We start from the raw sequence: 22,730 nt of genomic DNA on the forward strand, positions 1-22,730 counted from the left end.
ACCTTATTTAGTGTAAGAAGAATGTAACAATGCCAACTATAATTAATACCATGCCGGTAATTCGTTTTTCGTTGTGCTCAATAAATTGTGACTTCATCATTTGAACTCCTTTAAATGCTAGCAATACAAGAGTGATAATTCCGGTGACACTGATTGCTGCGTATACCAGGGCCAGCATTAAAATATTGTTCCATCCATAGGCGCCTGACGCAAGAAAAAGACTTTCCACTTCCAGACAAGGAGATAAAAACATAGTAGTTGCAAAAATCAATATCCATTTGGTTTTTGATCTTTTATATTGCTGCACGTCTTTATTTGCGGTATGGTGATGATGGGGCAGATTAACAGTAAAATATATCAATCCGAATATTATCAACAATACCGGGGCAAATACATGTACATATCCTTCATATTGATGCGCCAATTTTGCCCCTACTATTCCCAGTGCAATGCCAAGAAAAACAGTGCCAAGCACATGCGCAGATGCAGTGATCGAAGCCACCAGCATCAATTCATACTTTTCCCATTTCTCCGACCTTGCAATTGCTACCAACGGCAACCAATGGTTAGGAATGAGTGCATGAGTAATGCCTAAAAATATTGTGCCAGTTATGATGCTGTACATATCTTTGCCAGGGGTTAAACGATATTCTGTTTATACTTGTCATCTTGTAGGTGAACTTCGATTGTTGAATGGCCAATTTTAAATTCCGATTCAAGACTTTCTTTAATATTCTGAACAAACTCACTTATCTGTGAAAGTTGAATTTCACCTTGCATGATTACATGAACGCTTAATGCGGTAACGCCGGATGTAATAGTCCAGATATGTAGGTCATGTAAAGATACCACGCCTTGCCGTTCACTAATACATTTTTCTACAGCACCATAGTCAATGTGGGCTGGAACAGCTTCAAGAAGGATATCCACAGATTCTTTAAGCAGGCGGAAAGTACGGGGCAGAATGAATAGTCCGATCAAGGCGCTTATAATAGGATCTATATATAACCATCCAGTAGCAAGAATAACTATACCTGCTATGATAACTCCTATTGAACTGAGCATGTCGCTTACCACTTCCAGAAAGGCCCCTTTAATATTAATGCTTTCTTTGGAACCGGCACTTAATATCTTCATCCCTATAAGGTTGATTATTAATCCACAGAAGGCCACAATAAGCATAGATATACCGGCCACAGAAGGCGGGTTCTGAAACCGTTGCCATGCTTCATATAGAATAAATCCTGAAATAAATAACAGCACGATGGCATTGGTAAGAGCCGAAAGAATTTCAACCCGATAGTAGCCGTAAGTTTTACGGTTGTTACGAGGCTTCGATGTCATCCAGATAGCAAACAAGGCCAGAGCCTGTCCGCCTACGTCAGTAAGCATGTGAGCTGCATCAGAAAGCAAAGCGAGGCTATTAGAAATAAATCCTACTACCACTTCTATTACCAAATAAGTGGCCGTGATGGCCAATACAATTTTGAGGGACTTATTGTGCTTTGCTCCTGCTGATGTTGAGTTTAATAATGACATAAACTTATCGATGTATTCTTAATAAAAACTTAATCCGTGTTGCCATTTCCGTTATGCTTGCTTGTTATTTTATTTTTCCATTTTATATACCAATGCTGATGATGTAATGAGAGCAGGAAATATAGAGCAATCGCCCCGACTATACCTATAATAAACATATTGAGACCTACTGCTACACCAACAGCGGCAGTACACCAAACAGTGGCTGCTGTTGTGAGACCATGCGATGTTCCGGCACTGTTGTTTCGATAAATAATACCAGCTCCGAGAAATCCCACACCTGTGACAATATTCGCTATCACCCGTGAAGCAGCGGCTACGTCACTTATAAGATGTGCTGCTACTGCGGTAAATAAAGTGGCACCAATACACACAGCAGCATAGGTTCTTAATCCCGCGTCCCGGCTGTGTTTCTCTCTGTCAAAGCCAATAAATGCTCCTAACAGGAAAGAAACAAGAAGCTTCACAACTATTATCAACTCAAATTTAACATCCATTCTCTTTTATTTACATAATGTAATACGTAGTTGAAGGATTTACTACAGGTAGCTTTTTATCTCCAATCATCTGCCTCAAATTAATTTCCAATCTATATGTCTTTCTATGTCTCTCGAATAAATAAAATTCATTTTCCCATAGTTCAATTCGATTAACACGTCTTCTAAAAAAACAACTATCTATAAAATATTCCCAACATAATTTTTCAGTTTTATCTTCAGTTCCATTACTCCGCCTTCAGGATTTATTCCGATCAGAAATAATATCTTTTGCCTATAGAAAAGGTTTTATTGATTCACTTGGCGGGTTCGGAAACCCTGCTCCCGAAACGGGGCTATTCTCAGATAGCATAGCAGGGGTCCGACCCATATTCATCTATTCTTCTTCACTGTTCTTCAATTTTGACAAAAGATCATAAGTCCCTTTTGTCACTATTTTTGCTGTAGCTCTGTCAATATTGTTTGGTAACTGTACCTCAATATATCCTTCTTCACTGATGCCGGTAGAAACCTCAACGATTTCAAAGAGATAAGATTCGCCCATTTCCTCCTTCATAACATTTTTCTCATTTGCATCGTGCGGATGTTCCTTTTGTGAATGCCCTTCTTTAAGAATGAATACATATTTCTTCCCTTCAAAGTCTACTACTGCCGCAGCAGGCAAGGCATCCACTTCAACGGTATTTGTTTCTATGACAGCGCTGAAATAAGTACCGGGAATAAAGTTGACACCCATTCCATCGACTGTAACAGAATGCACCCTGATTGTCTTATCAGGATTAATTTCTTTGCCAATCAGGGATATTGTAGCTATCCTTTCTGTATTGTCATTTGCCAGTTTAAAGCGCACTTTTTGGTTTACTTTTATTTTAGGAATATCTTTTTCAAATACATTCAGCTCTACATGAAGATTGGCGCCATTTACAATTTCAAACATTACATCATTTGAATTAACAAATTTACCAACATTCACATTTACTTTGGTTACATAACCATCCACTGGAGAATAAACATTGATGCTGCCTGATATATTGTCGGCTGTAAGCCGCTCAGGGTTTACTTTCAATATTAACAACTTTTGCTTTATTCCACTCAACTTAGCCTGTAAACTATAAAATTGAGATTTTGCCTGCTGCAAAGTTTTCTTGGCATTTACATTTTCCCTGGCAAGTTCCTGTTGCCTGTCATACTCCGCAGATGCAAAATCCAATTGGCTTTTGGTATCCAGGTAATCCTGTTGTAGCTGTACGTAGTCTTGATTTTGCATAACGGCTATTACTTGTCCTTTCTTAACAGCACTGCCTTGCAAAAGTGGTGTTGATTGTATTATACCTCCCATTTGTGCAGTTATACTTACCAGATTCTGGGGCGGAACCTCCAGGTATCCGTTAACTTTTAGTGTGCCGCTTAATGAACGTTTTTCTAATGTTCGGGTCTCAATACCGACCATTTTATATTGTTCTTCTGTAAATTTGATCTCTGTTTCACTTTTTCCTTCTGTAGAATCACCTTTCGCTTCCGTTGCTTCTTTCTGTGGCTCCTGCTTTTTGTTCCCACCACAAGATCCCATGACCATTGCGCTGAATATCAAGCCAGTCAAAATAATATGTTTATACTGGTTCATATAAATTTTATTACAGTTAAATTGAATTATTTTCCGATCAGGTATTGAATTGTTACTATAGATTGATTGTATAAGTTGATTGCTTGCAGGTAGTTGGTTTGAATATCTGTATATGTCTTCGTAGCCTGTAAAAATTCAACATAACCAATCTCACCATTAATTAATGCAGTCTGTGCCTGCTTTAATATCAAATCAGCATTCGGTTTAGCACTTTTCTCATAGTAATCAATACTTGTTTTATTCTTCATATACTCCTGTACAGCCTGTTCATATTGTCCTTTAAGGTTCAGGCTATATAAATCATAATTGCTTTCAACAATCTTTTTCTCTGTTTGCGCCGCCTTGATACGATAGGAGTATGCTTTGTAAAATATTGGGACCAGTATACCAGCCTGGAAACCATTGAAACGAAATCCGCTGCCGTAATATTTTTCTAATCCATTGATAGTTTGCGTGCCAATAATAGACTGATTAAAATAGCCGACTGTAAAATCAGGTTTTGCTTTAGCCTTCTCCAGACCAATACTTCGGTCTGCAATTTCTATTTGTTGACGCAGATAGGCTGCAAGAGGGTTCCTCAGGGAATCCTTATATAATGTTTCCGGGCTAAATGTTATCATTGACAATGAGTCAATGTCAATCGAAACTGGTTCAGTTGCATTCAAGAGTGTTTGTAATTGACGCTGATATATCTTAATATCTGCGTCGTTTTTGCGCAGCGTGTTTCTGACCTCTATTAGCTGTGTTTCGGCAGTCTTTTGTTCTAGCAGATTAGTTTCACCACTTTTATAACGGGCTGCTGCTGCTTTCAAAAAATTACCATAAATGGTATCCTGACTTAGCAGTAAGTGTTTCAACTCCACAAAGAATGCCAGTTGATACCAGGTAGTCTTGACCTGGTAAATAAGTTCACTCTGATTTGCCCGTACATTTAGTTCACTCCCCTTTATTTGGGCATCACTCAGTAATTTTCCATTTCTGAATAAGGATGGATTCGGTATGGCTTGGGTAATACTGCCATAATTATCCCATTTAATGCTATTGGCCTGACCATATTGCAGCTGTACAGCAGTTTTACCGAAATCGACAACCGTCTTTCTTAATTGTCGTTGTTGCTCTACTTGCAGGTTAGCCGAACGAATACCCGGATTGTTTTGTAATGCAATCTTAGCAGCCTCTTCCACACTCAATTTTTTATTTTGAGATTGCTGGGCTTTCCCCAGGAAAGGAGAGCCAAGCAGTAATAACAGGATAACTGTTGCTGGTGGTATTTTCCCTTTTTTCAATTTTATCTTTTCAAAATATGTGTACAATACTGGCAATACTACCAGCGTGAGAATGGTGGCTGTAATAAGTCCTCCTATAACTACTGTGGCAAGCGGTTTCTGAACTTCGGCTCCACTGCCATTCGATAAAGCCATTGGCAAAAAGCCCAATGAAGCCACTGTTGCAGTCATTAAAACAGGGCGCAACCTGACATTAGTACCACGCAAAACGATCTCATACAGGTTATGAAGTCCGCCCTGCTTCAGCCTGTTAAATTCACTGATAAGCACAATGCCATTCAACACAGCTACACCAAACAATGCGATAAAACCAACACCTGCGGATATACTGAAAGGCATCCCTCTTAATAATAAGGCGAATACACCTCCAATGGCAGACATGGGAATAGCTGTGAAGATGAGAATTGATTGTTTCAGCGAACCGAATGTAAAGAAAAGGAGCAGCAGAATTAACACCAATGCCAATGGCACAGCAATCGACAGTCTTCCCTTTGCCTCTTCCAGGTTTTTAAATTGTCCACCATAAGTTATATAGTAACCAGGAGGCATTTTTACTTGTTGTTCTATCTTCTGTTCGATGTCGCGTACAACACTTTCAATATCCCGGCCACGTACGTTGAATCCAACAATAATCCTCCGCTTGGTATCTTCTCGTTGTACCTGGTTCGGACCAACCTCAAATTCAATATTTGCCAATTGAGATAGCGGTACCTGGTTTCCACTTGGAGTAGTTATATAGATGTTTCTCACATCATCAATATTCTGGCGGTTTTCTTCTGACAACCGTACCACTAAATCATACCTTTTTTCACCTTCATATACCAAACCTGCTGATTGGCCGGCGAAGGCGGCACTAATGGCCTGGTTGATAGTTTCAACACTCAAACCATACTGGGCCACTCTGGCTCTATTGATGTTTATGACAATCTGCGGCAATCCGCTTACCTTTTCCAGGTAAAGGTCTTTTGCTCCGGGAACGGTGGTTACTATTTTGCCAATTTTTTCTGAGAGCGCTGTTAGCTGGGTAAGATCTTCACCAAAAATTTTGATGCCTACATCCTGTCGCACCCCTGCAATTAGTTCATTCATCCTCAGTTGAACCGGCTGCGAAAAACCAAACGAGATACCGGGCATTGCTGCTTCCAGCTTTTCTGCCATTTTATTGGCAAGATCTTCTCTATTGTTTGCGCTAACCCATTCTTTTTTATCTTTTAATAAGATCGTAAGATCGCATGCTTCCATTGGCATGGGATCAGTAGGTATTTCCGCTGCTCCTATTTTACCAATTACTTCCTTTACTTCTGGAAACTCTTTCATTAGTAATTTGGACGCTTGGTCCACTTTATCTATGGTCTGCGATAAGGAACTACCGGTCAATAACCTTGTTTCAACTGCAAAATCCCCTTCTTCAAGAGTAGGAATAAATTCACCGCCCATCCTAAGGAATACCACAATACTTATAACAAGTAACAGTATTGCGCTAACAACTACAAGCAAACGCTTTTTTAATGCTGCATTGATTATAGGAGTATAGATCCGATGAAAAAAATTCATCATCCTATCCGAAAAGGTTTCTTTGGTAGTAATTTTCTTACTAAGTAAAACTGCAGACATCATGGGAACATAAGTAAGCGAAAGTATGAAAGCTCCCAAAATCGCAAAGGAAACGGTTTGCGCCATCGGGCGAAACATTTTCCCCTCAATTCCTACCAAAGCTAAAATAGGTAGATATACAATTAATATGATAATTTCTCCAAATGCAGCTGAATTCCTAATTCGAGAAGATGCTTCATATACTTTTACATCCATTTCATCCTGAGTTAACACCTGTTGACCTGCTTTCCTATTTGTTATATGATGAAGAGTGGCCTCCACAATAATTACAGCGCCATCCACTATCAGACCAAAATCTATTGCGCCAAGGCTCATGAGGTTACCGCTTACGCCAAACAGGTTCATCATACTGATGGCAAACAGCATAGCTAGGGGAATAACAGATGCTACCACGAAACCTGCTCTAAAATTACCAAGAAAAAGCACCAATACAAAGATTACGATCAATGCGCCTTCTATTAGGTTTTTGGTGACGGTATGTACCGCTCTGTCAACCAATGCACTTCTATCCAGAAAAGGTTCGACTGTAACACCTTCAGGCAGGGATTTATTGATCTGTATCATCTTTTCCTTTACGCGGTCTACCACGGCACTGGAGTTCTCTCCTTTTAGCATCATTACAATACCTCCTACAGCTTCTCCTTCTCCGTTTCTTGTTAATGCTCCATAACGGATAGCCTCCCCGATATTCACTGTAGCAATATCCCTTATCAATACAGGGATACCATTTGAAGTATTTTTTACAACTATCTGCTCTATATCGGGAATACTTCCTATGAGCCCTTCACTCCGTATAAAGTAAGCGTTAGGCTTTTTGTCTATATAGGCACCGCCGGTATTCTGATTGTTTTGTTCCAAAGCCTTGAAGACATCCGTAATACTTAGATCATAGCTTCGCAGTTTATCAGGGTTCAGGGAAATTACGTATTGTTTGAGCAGCCCCCCAAAACTGTTCACCTCTGCTATACCTGCAGTACCAAGTAGCTGACGCCGAACGATCCAGTCCTGTATGGAACGTAATTCACGGGCATCATATTTTTTCTCGTAACCCTTCTTCGGATGCACTACGTATTGATAAATTTCCCCCAGCCCCGTAGAAATAGGCGCCATCTCCGGGTTACCAATGCCTGCAGGAATATTGTTCTTTGCCTCACCCAATTTTTCATTTACCTGCTGCCTTGCCCAATAAACATCCACATCATCATGAAAAATGACGGTAACTACGGATAACCCAAATCTTGACATGGAACGTATTTCCTGTATTTTTGGGATCGTTGACATGGTTTGCTCAACAGGAAATGAGATGAGCCTTTCGATTTCCTGTGCTGCAAGCGAAGGCGACAACGTGATCACTTGCACCTGGTTATTGGTAATATCCGGGACCGCATCAATGGGCAATCTCTTTATAGAGTAAACGCCCCAGAGCACCAGCCCCAGTACCATTATCCCTATAATCAATTTATTTTTTATCGAGAATTCAATGATTTTGTTGAGCATTATCTATATCCTTTAGTCGCTGATTGTATTGTTTTAAAATTTGCCACTCCCAGTAAGCAAGAAAAATGCTTATTAGAATAAGGAACACTGCAAACATTTTTTCTTTAAATCCCCATTTCCGGTATCTTCTTTTCATAAACACTTATCGAGTAACTAGCCTGTAATACTGGATAATTCTGGCAATAATTGCCAGAATCATCAATATGCTTAACATCACAAGTGTAATGCGGAAAGCAATTGACCTTTGGGGATACTTTTTTTTCTTTTTGCGTTTAACAGTCATTAATATAATGTATATAATCAATAACCAATACAATTAGCAACATGTAGCTAATTGCGATATCCGAAAAGAATTAAAAAGAGAAGAAACTACAATTGAGGAGGTTGCCAAATGGCAGAAGGAACTTCAACAATAAAAGATCGCAGGAAAGCTGCGTATGTAGGTTTAGACATGATGTCTATAGAACTATATTGAACATACGTATGATTAACATAAAATCCCGCACAACAGGAACAAATGCAAAATGGGGAACATTGATCACTTTTATTGTTCGAGTGATTTTGTGCTTTAGAAATTTCCAGCTTTGCCTTAGTCGGAAATACAGGCGCATCAGTACATGGCATACAGCTAAGTGCAATTATAATAAACACTAATATGATGGCCCCAATACGCATGATCCAAAAATAGACGTTTTTTTGGAAAATTCACATGATCATTATAAAAAAAAATGAATACACGTTGCAAATAGTATCTTATTTTAGGCTGTAAGTGCCATTTCAATATTATTATTACAGAGATATTTCTGCAAATTTCAACATGGGCAGGATCATCAATAGAAAGACTAAAGTTGTGTGGATTGATCCACGTTGTACCTATTCTTTGCAAATCTATAAACAGGCTCTTTAACTCTCCTAGGTTAACATCGTCGATAGCTGCAAAGAACGATTGCAATTTATTTATAGCTAAAGATTCCTTTTATAAATTCTGTTCAATAAGCTGCCGCCATGGGTAGCTGCATATGAATACAGCATCGCAAGCGGCAGCCAAATATTCTAATAAATAATCAAAAACAATCTATACTTCTAAACATCGCATAGATTCAAAAAACGGCTTACTTTTTTTTATTCCTATCTTCAACTCATATCTGCTATCCACCGGGCAAAAGGAAAAATCAATCGTCTCTTTATTTAGCTGGTAATTCCGTAATTGCTTATTGAGAAAAACGGTTAACTGAAACCTTAATCCCCCTTCCTGCGAGAAATACCCATTAATCCCCATTACATTCTTTGCCCATATTTTGAAATCCAACCGAGCAACCACTATGCCTGTAGGTATCAGCTTCAATTCAAATGGATAATCTTTCGGTCGAAGCCCCATCTGTAGGGCTTTACCCCATGCCAGCACATTACCTTTCATACTTCATCATTTCTGTGTTAACAAAGAAATTTTTTCATTCAGTTCAGTAAGACCTGCTTTTTTCAGCAGTTCTTCTGCAATGCTCTTAATTGCATCTACAGTGGCATCATTCATTCCATTCAGTAAACTGTCCTCCTTGTTTTTCAGTCCAGCATCGATTACCTTCGCCAAAAGCAGAATTAGTTTGCGGGGTTGAACAATGCTAACCTTTACAGAATCTCCCATTCCAGGACTTGCAAGCAATGTTTCAAAAATTACTGTTACATCTTTAGCACTTAACATACACTTGAATTTTGTTTTGAACAATATTTTTCAATTACAAAATTATCTACATTCAGATCCTTTACAGGATTTTACCTACTTCCTTATTTGCAGAGGTATATTCTCCGCTGTGTGACATAACTACTTTTGTATGAGCAATATTGATTTGTGGATTCTGAAAACTGTGAGTTATGACAATAGAGCAAGCAAAGGCGCTGGACATGGTGGATTACTTAGCCAAACTGGGCTTCCAGCCGGAAAAAATTAATGAGCCTCATTACTGGTATATCTCCCCACTTCGTCCTGACGAAAAAACGCCATCGTTTAAGATTAATCGGCGGATGAATAAATGGAAGGATTGGGGTAGTGGGGAAAGCGGCAACATCATCGATTTTGGTATTCAATACCACCAATGTTCCGTAAAAGAACTCCTGCAAAAACTGGATGTAAATGCGCCGCTATTCAAACCTGCTCCACAACATTCACCCACTTATAAACCTGATAGCGATATTACCATCCAACAGGTGAAGCCTATTACCTCAATACCGTTAATTCAATATGTGCGACAACGCGGCATTCCTTTGGATACTGCCGAAAAGTTTTTAAAAGAGGTACACTATAGTCTTAAAGGCAAAAATTACTATGCGCTAGGCTTCAAAAATGATGCTGGCGGCTATGAACTCCGTAATCAATATATCAAAGCCAGCAGCTCCCCCAAGACCTCCACTTTCATAGACAACAAGACCAACGAACTTGCGGTATTTGAAGGATTTTTCAACTTCCTCACTCACCAGTCAATGCACCGCGACAAGATGCCTCAAACCAACTACCTCGTATTAAATTCTCTTTCCTTCTTCGACAACAATTTATCACGAATGACTGCCCAAAACCGCGTCTATTTGTTCCTTGACAACGATAAGTCCGGCGATAAATTCACGCAGAAAGCACTAGCACTTGACTGCCAAAAATTCAGCGATGAACGCAAGCTGTATAGCTCACATAAAGACCTCAACGAGTGGGTGCTAAGTATAGGGCCACAACAACATAAGAGCCCATCACACCAACAACAACACCGAAGCCAGTAGAAATACCCGGCAACTGGTCACAGATCAGCCAGGGCTTCGGCCATTTTCCGCAATAGACCATTGCTGCCTCCATTCCTACATTCCATTTTGGTCACCATGCCAAAATCTGAGATCATCTGCTGCGCCATGATCGGCCAGATGTACGGTTGTGCCACAAGGCTCAACCGAATCTGGCCGGCCTTCCTCCGAAGTCGGGGCCGGGAACCGCCACAGGCGGCAAAAGAACCATTTCAAACCATCTAAAAATTATCAAATGAAAGGACAAAAGATCAATCGTGACAAGCACCTCCACGTCCGGCTTACGCCGGAAGAATACCAAAAGCTATTCAACCAGTTCTCCGGTTCGTCCAGCCAAAAGTTCAGTGAGCATATCCGAAAAATCCTGCTGGACAAACCTATCAAAATGTATCACAGAAACCAATCGCTCGATGACGCAATGGCAGTGCTAATTCTGCTTAAAGACGAATTAAACGCCATCGCCAATAACTACAACCAGGTCGTTAAAAGGCTTCATATGCTCAACGGTAAATCCGACCTCTCAGGCTGGCTTTCACTCAATGAAGCAGGGCGTAAAACCTTGCACGAAAAGGTCAGTGAAATAAAAGAAAGAATCGCCCAAATCAGTGAAAAATGGTTGCAAGAATAAATGCAGGTAAGTCATTGCGGAATGCGTTGCACTATAATGAAAACAAAGTGCGACAGTCAGCTGCTGCGCTTATTCATTCCAAGAATTTTGCGAAAGATACAAGCGAACTAAAACTTACCGATAAACTCGGAACCCTACAGCACTTTGCAGCACAAAATGAACGCACAAAAGTTAACAGCGTACACATATCACTCAACTTCGACCCGTCAGAAAAATTGGACAAAGAAACTCTACAGAGTATTGCTGATTCTTACATGCAGAAAATTGGTTTTGGTGACCAGCCTTACCTTGTTTATAACCACTCCGATGCCAGTCACCCGCATATCCATATTGTCACTACCAACATCAAAAGAAACGGGAAAAGAATCGAACTCCATAATATCGGAAAGAACCAATCTGAAAAGGCTCGTAAGCAGATAGAGAAAGACTTTAATTTGGTACGTGCAGATTCTAAACAACGCCAACAGGTTTACGACATAAAACCAGTCAACGCGGAGAAAGTCATCTACGGCAAAAACGCTGCATCAGGCACCAAACGCGCTATCACAAACGTGCTGGATAGCGTACTTCAAAAATATAAATACACTTCATTGCCGGAGCTGAATGCGGTTCTTCGCCAATACAACATTATCGCAGATCAGGGCAGTAAAGAATCCCGCATTTACAAGTCCGGGGGGCTAGTCTACAGGGTACTCAATACTGCTGGCGACAAGGTTGGTGTTCCGATTCCAGCCAGTCATATCTATAATAAACCAACCTTAAAACATTTAGAACAAAACTTCCAAAAAAATCAGGTTGCACGCCGCCCTCATATGCAGCGTGTACGAAATGCCATCGACTATACTCTTGCAACAAAAGGACGTATCACAATAGACCAATTACAGAACTACCTACAGAAAGAAAGAATCTCCCTTGTTATCCGCCAGAATGCGCAGGGAATCGTCTATGGTTTGACCTACGTGGATCACAAGACCCAATCCGTTTTTAATGGTTCTGATCTTGGGAAGCCATATAGTGCAAATCAACTGCAACAACGTATTCAGCAGATTCCGATCATCCAACAGCAGAAGCCACAGCTTACAAATAAAAACAACATTTCCAGCACCAACGATACAGCAATTTCCAATACCCTCAAAGGTGCTATAGACTTAGTTTTCGAGGTGGAGAAAGAAACATCTCCATTAGCGGAATTTGACGAAAGAAAGAAAAAGAAGCGTAAAAGATTATTCCACTAAAACGAGTTTACCATGAAAAGAAAACTAATAGTTTCCTTCAGCGGAGGTGAAACCTCAGCTTATATGTCACAGTGGTTATGGCAACACAAATCACAGGAATATGAAATGCAGTTTGTATTCGCCAATACTGGCGAAGAAAGAGAAGAAACGTTAGAGTTTATTCAGCAGTGTAGTGACTATTTCGGCTTCCCCGTCACGTGGATAGAATGTGAACCGGAAAGTAAAACAAAATACACAATAGTAGATTTTTTTTCGGCTTCTCGCCGGGGAGAACCTTTTGAAAAGGTTATACGAAAATATGGTATTCCAAATATTGCACTACCTCACTGTTCCCGTGAACTTAAAGAAGTGCCTATAACGGCCTTCTCAAAAAAAATCTTCCGCAAGCATTACTCTACAGCAATCGGCATCCGGTCAGATGAAGTTGATCGGATCTCACCCTATGCACAAAAAAAGAAGCTGTTATATCCGCTAATATCGGGCGGCTTCCATCCAGGTGTAAATAAGGTAGGAATTAATTTATTCTGGTCTAAAATGCCTTTTAGACTTCGCTTAAAAGGGTACGAAGGTAATTGCAAGTGGTGCTGGAAAAAATCACTCAAAAAACTATTGAGGATCGCAAAAGATGATCCTGCTACATTCAATTTTCCACTACAAATGGAGGAACAGTTTGGTAACTACATACCTCCCAATAGGGTTTTACTGCTACAGCAAAAGGGAAAGTCAATTGCTTTACCAATTACATTCTTCCGAAACCATATTTCCGCAGAGGAAATTCTGTTATCGGCACGATCCGCGAATCCAATAATCCGGGACGACAACAGGATATACACCCAACAAACCACCATACCATTTATAGATTTTGGCGACATCGATTTTGTCGGTGGGGATAGCTGCGAAATATTCTCCGACTGCCGGTAGATAATATTCATTTCAAAATTGTGCGATATGACAATGAGGACTGGGGAAAACGAAATGGGTCTTAAAAAAATTATTGACCTCACGCGAATGATTGCAATTGTAGTGCTACTTATTCATTGTTATTACAATTGTTACTACGCATTCAAATTGATAGGTTGGACAAGCAATATATCCGACCAGCTTCTTAAAAACATTCTCAAAACCGGGTTATTATCTGGTTACTTCAAATCTAAAATTATTGCGCTCATCTTTCTTTTCATTTCCTTACTCGGTGTGCGCGGGAGAAAAGATGAAAAGTCTGATGCAAAGGCCGGTATTGCGCTGTTGTTTTCCGGACTGATCATCTACTTCCTCAGCGGTATAATCCTCTTGATAACAGGACTACCACTACAAGCCGCTGCAACAGCATATATTCTCTTAAATGCCCTTGCATTCATTCTGCTAATTACGGGCGGCAGTGTAATAGCCAGGTCTTTAAAAAAAAGATTGAGCGGGGATATTTTTAATAAAGAAAATGAAACATTTCCGCAACAGGAAAAAAAACTAGAAAATGAATTTTCAATAAATCTTCCTGCTCATTATTACTATAAAAATCAGCGCCGTAATTCAAACATTTCCTTTGTTTCACCAGCAAGGGGGCTTTTATGTGTTGCAAGTCCCGGAGCGGGCAAGTCAAGGTATCTAATAGAACCTGCTATCCGGCAATTGCTTGCCAAAAATCATGCAATGGTACTCTATGATTTCAAGTACCCCGATTTAAGCATAATCGCCTACAATCACTATCTGAAAAACAGAAACAATTATCGTACTAAGCCTTCATTCTATGTTATAAACTTTGACGACTTATCTCACAGTCACCGCTGTAATCCGCTGTTTCCAGAAATGATGCACGACATATCCGATGCGGTAGAAGCTGCGCGTATTTTAATGCTTGGCACCAACCCCAGCTGGTTAAAAAAACAAGGTGATTTCTTTGTGGAAAGTGCCATCAATTTCACTATTTCAATCATTTGGTTTTTGCGAAAATATGAGGATGGTCGCTATTGCACTTTACCGCACCTCATAGAACTGATGCAAGTAAAGATGGATAAACTCTTTACTGTACTACAAACGGAGCCTGAAATTTCTGCCTACATTTCACCGTTCGTTTCTGCATTCGTTGAAAATACGATGGAGCAATTGGAAGGACAAGTAGATGCCGCAAAGATCGGCTTGGCTCGTCTTTCCTCTCCAACAATTTACTATGTGCTAAGTGGAAACCACTTTACTCTGGATGTTAACAACCCTGAAGCACCAAAAATTCTTTGCCTAGCCAACAATCCACAAAAGCAACAAGTATTTGGCCCTATTCTCAGTCTTTTCATGACTAGGATCAGTAAGATCATGAATCAGCCAGGTAAGCTAAAATCTGCTGTTGTACTCGATGAATTTCCAACCCTGACTTTCTTGGAACTCTCCACCCAAATTGCCAGTGCGAGAAGCCACTTAATTTCTACCATTCTCGCCATGCAATCAGATCACCAGCTGCGCTTACAATACGGCAAAGAGTGGGCAGATGTAGTCCTCAATATTTGCGGTAACATCATGATCGGTCAAACAAGCGGGGAACTTGCCAAACAGATTTCAGAACGGCTAGGTAAAACGATGCAGGATCGGGAAAGCATTTCTATTAATAGCGGGGACACTTCTATTTCCCGAAGCAAGCAATTGGAAATGGCCGTACCGGTAAGTACCATCTCTAATCTTTCGTCAGGTGAATTTGTCGGCATCACTGCTGATACGCCTGATCAGCCTATCGACTTAAAAAGATTTCATGCTCACGTCAAGGTGGATAGCGAACAATTAAAAATTGAAAAGGATTCTTATCTACCCATTCCGATAGTCAAGCAGGTAACCCGCAAAGACATTATGGACAATTTTGCTATTATTAAACAGGATGCACAGGATATTGTAGATGCAGTATTACAATCGGTACTAAACGACCCGTCACAAGAAGGGTTTATTGTAAAAAAATAGTTTTCAATACTACTTTATTTCGCCACTGCTAAATCCTTCTCTGATTCATTTTCAGGGGTTGGCAGGAAGACGTAGAATGTTTCTCGGCTACGTTTTTCTGCCACAAATTTTCCGCCACCATGTATATTCAAAATGAACTGATCTTCGCGGCTAAGATCCGCTAATTTCCTAGCAATCGTATTCTCATTTAATTCTCCATTCAGTTTCTTCGCAACAAAGGAAGCCAACGCACCACGGGAATATTCCCTTTGCAAAGTAAAGGCTTCTGCAAGCGCCGCGTGAAGTTCATTACTAATGCCAGTTCGTTCTCTTTCTTCTTTCTCGTCCTCTTTAAAATCTACTTTCACCAATGTTCCCAATTCTTCATCATATTTAATGTAAATAGGGGTGTTTCGTCTTTTGAACCTCATTTTTTTAAAGACAATCTGAAATATATCGATTTCCTCTTTATCACTTCCTTTATCCTGTTTCTCGCTTACCTTCCTTATTTGTAACTGCGTGGAAGCCTTAAACGTTAGTTCGGTTCCAACATGCCCCCTTGCCTTATCGTTGCCTCCCGGATTTTCATGTATCAGCAGCAGAAAAGTCATATCGAAGTCAGTTCTCATAACATTCATCCAGTCATGAATCCTATTTGCACTGGACGCCGAATTGAAATCATCAATGCAATCTGTAGAAACATCCAGGACAATAAGCATGTGTTCTTTCACTTTTTTTCGCAGCTTCTCTACGTAATGCTGCAATACGTCCAGCCTGTTAATACGCGATATATTCAGGAGGGGAACAGGGGTAAAGCGAGAAGAAATTGAACGTTCCTTATGACCTGCATTTCTATTTAATGATTGTATCGAGGTAGGAAATTCATCCTGCATATTTCTTTCTGTGTCTACGTATAAAACATGGCAAGGAATATCGGAATTAGCCTCAATTTCAAGATGATTACCGCCCGGCTTACCTACCACATTTTTACCAGCGATTGCAGCGGTACAAATTATCTCTGCCAACCTGCTTTTATGACTTCCTTCCTTTCCTTGAATTGCGTTAATTGTAAAAGGCCGGAAAAGTGGTTTCCCTCCAATAGTCAGTAATGCTGGTGGTTGTGCGATAGTGTTTCGTGATGCTTTTTTTACCTGCTCAATATTACTTTCGAGCTTTTTCAGTTCCCCTGAAATTACTGGATCAATGTTATTCATAAAGATTAAAGATGAATGTTGTAAAATACATTCCTTTTAAATCCCAAATCTTAATTGGGTGTTAACGAAAAAAAATTAACGGTATCGCAAACTTATTTGTGTAACATATGCGTGGGTGTGTATCTGCATATATACGGGATCATTCGCACACGCATTAATCCTTTGACAGAAGATAATTTGGTTGGAGCAGGTGAAGGTATGTTATCTCCTGCAATTGTACAACAATGCGAATATAACAATGTTGATGGTAAAAGTCAACAGCTGCTCGGTAAAAGTCAACAGCTGCTATTTTTTTATTCATATTATTTTTCTTAGCTTCCTATTATCATTTTTTGTTATGCTCTTGTTATGATACTGTTCCCTCAATTGATTCCCACCCGGATATTAAAAAATATATCCGCTACAAGATTACAGCTTCAATTGAAATCAATTGAAGCCCGACTTTATCAACTCGGTCAGTCTATTTCCCTAATTACCAAAAGCGAACATCAGACGCCCTTCCTGAAAGGTCGTTTGTACTTCTATAACTGCCAGCTAGGTTACAATTTTAGCGTATACGAAAAGCTATATGAAATATGGTTGGAAGTGTCTAAAAATGAACTTATTGCCAAGCATCCGGGGATGAAAGCCCTTTTCGACAATGGTACAATTAAAGATGTTCAACATCTAATAGAGTTAGCAAAGAATGCTAAACAGAAACGCGATTCTACTGAAAGCGCATCACCCCCAAATACATAAAGAAATACCTAAAATGTTTCCCCTTATACAGCACTAACTTCTTATTTTCTAAAAACCCCTTACTTTACCTACTTTTCCCTTTTGACCGCATCAGCAATTACACTCATTTTTTTTCTTTAAATGAACATACGGTAAAAGTCAACTCTTTTTGGTAAAAATCAACACTGGCCCCAACCGGATTTTTTCTACTATTCCATATTTTGCAAGTAGCTTTTTGAGTGTTTGAAAAACATTCAAATTGGTAGCTGATTTTTGTTTTTTATCTAAATTTTAAAACCTTGTGACACAATAGTACATCTTGCTGTTCTATGGCTCATTTTTCACCTGCTTTACACCATATACAACCATCAAATTCTATCCATTTCGTTTGTAATTTCGTATTATCCCGCATAGCACTTGGATTTGTGAATTTTGAATATGGGTGTGTTATGGAGCAGAAAATGAAACCTGAAACAGCTATGAAGCTGTTAAATGAACATGGTATTACCGTAAGCCTTGATGAAGCAGTGGCGATTCTCGAAATCATCTACCAATTCGCAGAAATAACAATTACTGAAATTTTAAGCCATGAAAGCTGATTTGTATATACGCGCCCGGTGTGACAACCGGGCAAGTCAGTTTATATTTGAGCGCCGACAAGAGGACGCACTTATAAACTATTGCCAATTCAATAAGATCACCATCAGGGAAAAAGTATTTGATAACTGCTCTGCTGGTAATTTCCAAAGGCCCGGCTGGTTAAAATACTTTGACAGCCTCAAATCGTCATCTACAAAATCGGCTTTACTTCTATTTACTTCGTGGGATCGTTGGTCAAGAAACATTCCAGAAATGATTGAAGCCAGGTCAATCCTTCGGCAAATGGAGATTACCGTCATGCCTATAGATACACACGATAGTTTTACGGAAGCCTTGAAGTTCTATTCTCATGAGAGTGAGCAGTGTTCTAATATAGATGTTCTTCAATTCTATATGCTTTTCATGAATGAAATGAAATTGTGAAAATGATAAAATTTACCTTATGCAAGTAGCAGACTTATATATACGAGTTAGTACAGATGACCAGCGGGATAAAGGTTTCTCGCAGCGGAGCCAAGAAGAGGTTTTGCGAAAATACTGTGATCGAAATTTCATTCAAATACGGCACGTAATTTTTGAGGACCACAGTGCAAAAACATTCAACAGACCACAGTGGAACAAGCTACTAATGGACTGGCGAAAGAAAAAGCATCAGGTAGACCTGTTGCTTTTTACTAAATGGGATAGATTCAGCCGAAATGCAGGGGATGCTTATAATATGATAAGCATTATTCGCAAACTAGGGATAGAACCGCAAGCAATTGAGCAACCCCTCGATATGACCGTCCCCGAAAGTAAGATAATGATGGCTGTCTACTTAGCCGTACCAGAGGCCGAGAATGACCGCCGGGCTTTGAATATTTTTTATGGTATGCGCCGTGCGCGGAAAGAGGGTCGATGGATGGGAACAGCCCCAATAGGCTATCAAAATAAAACAGATGAAACCGGGAAAATTAAATATATCGCACCCTTTCCGCCGGAAGCCGACATTATGAAATGGGTTTTTGAAGAAATTGCCCTGAGTAGATTTAATACAGAACAGATCCTACAACTGGCCCGCAAACGCGGTTTAAATTGCAGTAAGAATAACTTTTGGGTTGCCATTAGAAACCCTGTTTATTGCGGTAAAATACACGTTCCAAAATTCCGTGATGAAGAAAGTTTATTCGTGCAAGGGAAACACGAGGGTATTATCACTTCAACACTTTTTTATCAGGTGCAGGAAGTCCTCGATGGAAGGAAGAAGAAGCAACGTACCAAAATTGTTGTTGATAAAGACTTGCCTTTGCGTGGTTTTCTTCTATGCCCACGGTGCAACAGAGTGCTAACAGGCAGTGCTTCCAAAGGCCGCAATCGACATTATCACTACTACCATTGTGTTACTTCCTGCGGCTGCCGATTCCCCGCAGAACACGCAAATCAGTTGTTTTCAAAAGAACTACGGAAATATGTGCCACAATCTCCCTTTCGTCAGCTTTTCCGTCCGGCATTGGAGTACTATTTTAAAGCCCAAACCAAACACACTAATGATGAAAGAAACAGTTTGCTTTCACAAATTGAAGCATATACGGACTTGATAAGAGAGGCTCGAAAGTGTTTGTTTCAGCAAAAAATAACACCCGAAGACTTTAACGAAAGTAAAAAGGAGTATGAAATATCTATTTCTAAATTAGAAGAGCGATTGGTAGAAGTACCTCAAAGGAATTTCAGTATAGAGAATATTCTTGAAAAAGGAATGGAAAATATGTCCAGAATGGATCTTCTTTATGAGAGTGGAGAGGTAGAAACGCAGCGAAAGATCATTGGTTCGATATTCCCTGAAAAACTAATTTTTACAGGATTTGCATATCGAACCACAAGAGTTAATTATGCGGTTCAGCTAATATACAATATGGATAAGGCTTTCATGGAAAAAGAAAATGGGACAAGTGTAGATATTTCTAACTTGTCCCATCAGGTGATCCCGCTGGGACTCGAACCCAGGGCCCATACATTAAAAGTGTATTGCTCTACCAACTGAGCTACGGAATCAAACACCCCGTTTTTGTTTAACGGAGTGCAAAGATAATCATTCAATTATAACTAACAAATTTTATTTTACTTTAAACCTACCCTCCAACATTTTCATAAAATACCCACCCACTACACTCCTCGCCTGAAACCCTACCATCTTCCCATCTGTCGTCTCATGCCAGTCACTCAGCGGTACCCGTGTAGGCGTTTCCGTTGCATACCTGTACAATGGCTCCACTAATGCCCTGAAATCTGCCGGATCTGAGGCCAGCACCGCTGTCCACATAATCCAGTCCGACTTGGTATACGTTTTCCGGCTATCCAGTGGTAACCCATACCGCTGCTGATGTTGCAGGTAAAAAGCGGTTTCTTTTTTATACACTGCCTCCGGGAATAAATGAAAATCCAGCACCTTGTCCCATACCAGGTTGTATTTCTGGCTCCAGGTGTTGTTGCTGCCGAAAGCAAGACTGTAATGATCTCCATCATCTGCTACGGTTGTCCATTTCGCGGCCATCTCTTTGGCTGCCTGCTCGTATTTGTCTGCTACGTCGTGCTGGCCCTGCATTTTCGCCATCATTGCATAGGCACGGATACCCATGATGGCTTTCAGCGAAAGGTTGGCGTTGCGTGCCAGATGTCCCGCAAAGTCATCTGTACATAACTGATTGGCCGGATCAAAACCTTCTTTCATCAGGTACGCTGCCCAGGTGGTCAGCGTTTTCCAGTGCTTCGCGGCATAGCCGGCATTTCCTTCTGCCCGTGCTATAGCGCCGGCCAGTACCAGCATGTTGCCGGATTCTTCTACCGGCATGCCCTCTCCGTATACCTGGCCGTTGGCTAGCGGATACGTGCCTAGGTCGTGCGCTGCATAAGGTTGCGTGTATTTACCACTTTCGGAGAAATAGAAGATCCCGTTCATCATTCCCTTGAGCAGATCCGGATTGTATATCAGGAATAATGGGGCAGATGGATAGGTGACGTCTACGGTATTGATGCAGCCGTTGCTGAAGTTCTCTTTAGAGAGGAATAATATTTCTCCCTGCGGACTTTCCACCAGTTTATGCGCTGATATTGCCTGACGATACGCCAGCTCACAGAGCCGGGCATAGGTCTCTCCCCCTGCGGCTACGGCTTCTTTATACAACTGATCATTAAATGTGGTGCATTGCTGCAACACAGCAGGATAATCTTTATACGCTTCATTCAGCGCGTCTTCAATTGTTTTGTTGCCATCTTTCTTCCACCATGCTTTCAGGTTGGTGTTGAAATACTGGATGGCATACAGATCGTCGTAGCCCAGCAGGAACAACTGTTCTTTAGGTGTGCTGTTCACACTGCCCAGGTCTACGGCGGTGTTTAATACAATATCCTTGTCCTGCTTAGTGTCAGCTGTTTTCCCTTTAACAAATGCTGCTGCTCCTTCGCTGCTGGTACTGATGTATTGCACAGGGTGAGCTGCCGATGGCGCCGCAACGTACATATAACCCCAGTCGATCCGCAGGTCGTCTCCTTTCTTCTTCAACACAGGCTGCTCTTTTGTTCCTGCTTTCAACAGATCCAGCTCTCCGGAAGTGTATTTAGCGGTGATGACAGGCTGCGCTGGTGTGTTGGCAGCGATATTGCCGGATGCGCCAAAATAAACGCTCACCTGATGTGCGGCGTTGTCGTTGGATGCTGCCCGGTAAGTGATATACGATACCGGTCTTGATAACAGGTTCAGATCATTCATCAGCAGCGGCGATGTGAACGTGAGCGCCACATCCACCTTGCCACAGGTGAAGTTATAAATCGTCTGCGTGGCATGGATGGTAACGCCTGTTTGCTCCGCCTGCTGAATATCCTTACCTCCTGGCACCGGAGCAACACGGGCAATGCCTGCATCCAGGTAAGCGCCGCCCGCTGTGTTCAGGATATGAATAGCCAGTACGTTGCCTTTCTTCTTTAATTTACTTTTCGCTGCGTCCGGAACAGGTACGTAAATGAATTTGTGCAGCCAGCCATCGTGCCGGTAAATCTGCTCACCGTTCAGATACACGGTGATGTTATCGTCGTGAGAGATCTTCAGGAAAAGCTCTGCTGCCGACAAGTCCCCTGGCGCATCAAAGGTTCTCCGGGTCCAGAGGTCGTGGCTCTTCCAGGAGGTGCCGCCATTTTCCGGCTGATCGCTGAACGGCGCCGCTCCCGATTTCCAGGCCTTGTCATTGAATCCGGGCTGCATCCAGCCTTCGGCCGGCTCCTGCTCGGTGTACTTCACCTGGTAGCCTTTTTCGTCGCTCGTGGGAACAATACCCTCGTAGCTGGGCTCGTCCTGCCCTAATACCCGGTAGGTAACTCCATCTACTTTTACCAAACCGGTAAGCGATTGGCCCGCGCCCGTCCAATGCTTCGTGGTGCTCCCATTCAGCTGATCCGTGGCCGACCAGATACTGAAGTAAGGATCATGCGTGACCAATGGATAAGCCGGCGCCTTTTGCTGTGCCATTGCGCTGCTGCCTAAGCCCAGCAACGCCCAAAACATAAATTTTCTTGCCATAACGTGATTTAGACTAATTAAGCGTACAAAATA

Annotated in this window: 17 protein-coding genes and 1 tRNA gene; 8 read left to right on the forward strand and 10 right to left on the reverse strand. The window is 41.0% G+C overall.

The annotated features are described in order from the left end of the window. Positions 1–7: 7 nt before the first annotated feature. The 7 genes from UNH61_RS15170 to UNH61_RS15200 all read right to left on the reverse strand — a co-directional run bounded on the left by UNH61_RS15170 (position 8) and on the right by UNH61_RS15200 (position 9,756). Complete coding sequence (locus UNH61_RS15170) at positions 8–625, reverse strand: hypothetical protein (RefSeq protein ID WP_326992800.1); 618 nt, start codon at positions 623–625, stop codon at positions 8–10. Between the two features lie 14 nt (positions 626–639). Further along, a complete protein-coding gene (locus tag UNH61_RS15175) occupies positions 640–1,539 on the reverse strand; it encodes a cation diffusion facilitator family transporter (protein WP_326992801.1) in 900 nt (299 codons plus the stop codon). A 29-nt stretch (positions 1,540–1,568) separates the two neighbouring features. Continuing rightward, the gene (locus UNH61_RS15180) at positions 1,569–2,036 is read right to left on the reverse strand and encodes an MgtC/SapB family protein (RefSeq protein WP_326992802.1); all 468 of its coding nucleotides are present in this window, start codon (positions 2,034–2,036) and stop codon (positions 1,569–1,571) included. A gap of 376 nt (positions 2,037–2,412) precedes the next feature. Continuing rightward, on the reverse strand, positions 2,413–3,660 hold the full coding sequence (locus UNH61_RS15185) for an efflux RND transporter periplasmic adaptor subunit (RefSeq protein WP_326992803.1): 1,248 nt from the start codon (positions 3,658–3,660) through the stop codon (positions 2,413–2,415). Between the two features lie 26 nt (positions 3,661–3,686). After that, positions 3,687–8,057, reverse strand: coding sequence for a CusA/CzcA family heavy metal efflux RND transporter (locus tag UNH61_RS15190; protein WP_326992805.1), 4,371 nt, complete (start codon positions 8,055–8,057; stop codon positions 3,687–3,689). 1,075 nt (positions 8,058–9,132) lie between these two features. Beyond that, a complete protein-coding gene (locus UNH61_RS15195) occupies positions 9,133–9,474 on the reverse strand; it encodes a hypothetical protein (protein WP_326992806.1) in 342 nt (113 codons plus the stop codon). A gap of 6 nt (positions 9,475–9,480) precedes the next feature. Next, positions 9,481–9,756, reverse strand: a complete 276-nt coding sequence (locus UNH61_RS15200) for a hypothetical protein (protein ID WP_326992807.1) — start codon at positions 9,754–9,756, stop codon at positions 9,481–9,483. Between the two features lie 170 nt (positions 9,757–9,926). On the opposite strand from UNH61_RS15200, the gene UNH61_RS15205 reads away from it, so the two are divergent. The 5 genes from UNH61_RS15205 to mobC all read left to right on the forward strand — a co-directional run bounded on the left by UNH61_RS15205 (position 9,927) and on the right by mobC (position 15,638). Continuing rightward, positions 9,927–10,820, forward strand: coding sequence for a toprim domain-containing protein (locus UNH61_RS15205; RefSeq protein WP_326992808.1), 894 nt, complete (start codon positions 9,927–9,929; stop codon positions 10,818–10,820). Positions 10,821–11,073: 253 nt separating this feature from the next. Next, positions 11,074–11,466, forward strand: a complete 393-nt coding sequence (locus UNH61_RS15210) for a plasmid mobilization relaxosome protein MobC (protein WP_326992809.1) — start codon at positions 11,074–11,076, stop codon at positions 11,464–11,466. Beyond that, the gene (locus UNH61_RS15215) at positions 11,451–12,701 is read left to right on the forward strand and encodes a relaxase/mobilization nuclease domain-containing protein (RefSeq protein ID WP_326992810.1); all 1,251 of its coding nucleotides are present in this window, start codon (positions 11,451–11,453) and stop codon (positions 12,699–12,701) included. Before UNH61_RS15210 ends, UNH61_RS15215 begins: the two co-directional genes overlap by 16 nt. Positions 12,702–12,713: 12 nt before the next feature. Further along, positions 12,714–13,622 carry a phosphoadenosine phosphosulfate reductase family protein gene (locus UNH61_RS15220; protein WP_326992811.1) on the forward strand — a complete coding sequence of 303 codons (909 nt, stop codon included), beginning with the start codon at positions 12,714–12,716 and terminating at the stop codon, positions 13,620–13,622. A gap of 27 nt (positions 13,623–13,649) precedes the next feature. After that, positions 13,650–15,638, forward strand: coding sequence for a conjugal transfer protein MobC (mobC, locus tag UNH61_RS15225; protein ID WP_326992812.1), 1,989 nt, complete (start codon positions 13,650–13,652; stop codon positions 15,636–15,638). Positions 15,639–15,652: 14 nt separating this feature from the next. Here mobC and UNH61_RS15230 read toward each other — a convergent pair whose 3' ends face one another. Beyond that, a complete protein-coding gene (locus UNH61_RS15230; RefSeq protein ID WP_326992813.1) occupies positions 15,653–16,831 on the reverse strand; it encodes an AAA family ATPase in 1,179 nt (392 codons plus the stop codon). A 348-nt stretch (positions 16,832–17,179) separates the two neighbouring features. Between UNH61_RS15230 and UNH61_RS15235 the strand changes: the two genes are divergently transcribed. The 3 genes from UNH61_RS15235 (at position 17,180) to UNH61_RS15245 (ending at position 18,571) form a co-directional block, all read left to right on the forward strand. Continuing rightward, positions 17,180–17,569 (forward strand): hypothetical protein, encoded by a 390-nt coding sequence (locus tag UNH61_RS15235; RefSeq protein WP_326992814.1) that lies wholly within the window; start codon positions 17,180–17,182, stop codon positions 17,567–17,569. Positions 17,570–17,997: 428 nt separating this feature from the next. After that, positions 17,998–18,147, forward strand: a complete 150-nt coding sequence (locus tag UNH61_RS15240) for a hypothetical protein (RefSeq protein WP_326992815.1) — start codon at positions 17,998–18,000, stop codon at positions 18,145–18,147. After that, complete coding sequence (locus tag UNH61_RS15245) at positions 18,137–18,571, forward strand: recombinase family protein (RefSeq protein WP_326992817.1); 435 nt, start codon at positions 18,137–18,139, stop codon at positions 18,569–18,571. Before UNH61_RS15240 ends, UNH61_RS15245 begins: the two co-directional genes overlap by 11 nt. A gap of 1,535 nt (positions 18,572–20,106) precedes the next feature. Here UNH61_RS15245 and UNH61_RS15250 read toward each other — a convergent pair. Next, positions 20,107–20,179 (reverse strand) — tRNA-Lys (locus tag UNH61_RS15250). Positions 20,180–20,240: 61 nt separating this feature from the next. Then, a complete protein-coding gene (locus UNH61_RS15255; protein WP_326992818.1) occupies positions 20,241–22,697 on the reverse strand; it encodes a DUF4965 domain-containing protein in 2,457 nt (818 codons plus the stop codon). Between the last annotated feature and the right edge of the window lie 33 nt (positions 22,698–22,730).

The sequence above is a fragment of the Chitinophaga sp. 180180018-3 genome, from assembly GCF_037893185.1.
Lineage (GTDB): Bacteria > Bacteroidota > Bacteroidia > Chitinophagales > Chitinophagaceae > Chitinophaga.

Bases quoted from the DNA above. Each gene is read 5' to 3' on its own strand.
- UNH61_RS15200 (WP_326992807.1), bottom strand. From the start codon at position 9,756: ATGTTAAGTGCTAAAGATGTAACAGTAATTTTTGAAACATTGCTTGCA.
- UNH61_RS15180 (WP_326992802.1), bottom strand. From the start codon at position 2,036: ATGGATGTTAAATTTGAGTTGATAATAGTTGTGAAGCTTCTTGTTTCT.
- UNH61_RS15170 (WP_326992800.1), bottom strand. From the start codon at position 625: ATGTACAGCATCATAACTGGCACAATATTTTTAGGCATTACTCATGCA.
- UNH61_RS15220 (WP_326992811.1), top strand. From the start codon at position 12,714: ATGAAAAGAAAACTAATAGTTTCCTTCAGCGGAGGTGAAACCTCAGCT.
- UNH61_RS15245 (WP_326992817.1), top strand. From the start codon at position 18,137: ATGAAAGCTGATTTGTATATACGCGCCCGGTGTGACAACCGGGCAAGT.
- UNH61_RS15210 (WP_326992809.1), top strand. From the start codon at position 11,074: ATGAAAGGACAAAAGATCAATCGTGACAAGCACCTCCACGTCCGGCTT.
- UNH61_RS15195 (WP_326992806.1), bottom strand. From the start codon at position 9,474: ATGAAAGGTAATGTGCTGGCATGGGGTAAAGCCCTACAGATGGGGCTT.
- UNH61_RS15190 (WP_326992805.1), bottom strand. From the start codon at position 8,057: ATGCTCAACAAAATCATTGAATTCTCGATAAAAAATAAATTGATTATA.
- UNH61_RS15255 (WP_326992818.1), bottom strand. From the start codon at position 22,697: ATGGCAAGAAAATTTATGTTTTGGGCGTTGCTGGGCTTAGGCAGCAGC.
- UNH61_RS15230 (WP_326992813.1), bottom strand. From the start codon at position 16,831: ATGAATAACATTGATCCAGTAATTTCAGGGGAACTGAAAAAGCTCGAA.
- UNH61_RS15185 (WP_326992803.1), bottom strand. From the start codon at position 3,660: ATGAACCAGTATAAACATATTATTTTGACTGGCTTGATATTCAGCGCA.
- UNH61_RS15215 (WP_326992810.1), top strand. From the start codon at position 11,451: ATGGTTGCAAGAATAAATGCAGGTAAGTCATTGCGGAATGCGTTGCAC.
- mobC (WP_326992812.1), top strand. From the start codon at position 13,650: ATGACAATGAGGACTGGGGAAAACGAAATGGGTCTTAAAAAAATTATT.
- UNH61_RS15175 (WP_326992801.1), bottom strand. From the start codon at position 1,539: ATGTCATTATTAAACTCAACATCAGCAGGAGCAAAGCACAATAAGTCC.
- UNH61_RS15235 (WP_326992814.1), top strand. From the start codon at position 17,180: ATGATACTGTTCCCTCAATTGATTCCCACCCGGATATTAAAAAATATA.
- UNH61_RS15205 (WP_326992808.1), top strand. From the start codon at position 9,927: ATGACAATAGAGCAAGCAAAGGCGCTGGACATGGTGGATTACTTAGCC.
- UNH61_RS15240 (WP_326992815.1), top strand. From the start codon at position 17,998: ATGGAGCAGAAAATGAAACCTGAAACAGCTATGAAGCTGTTAAATGAA.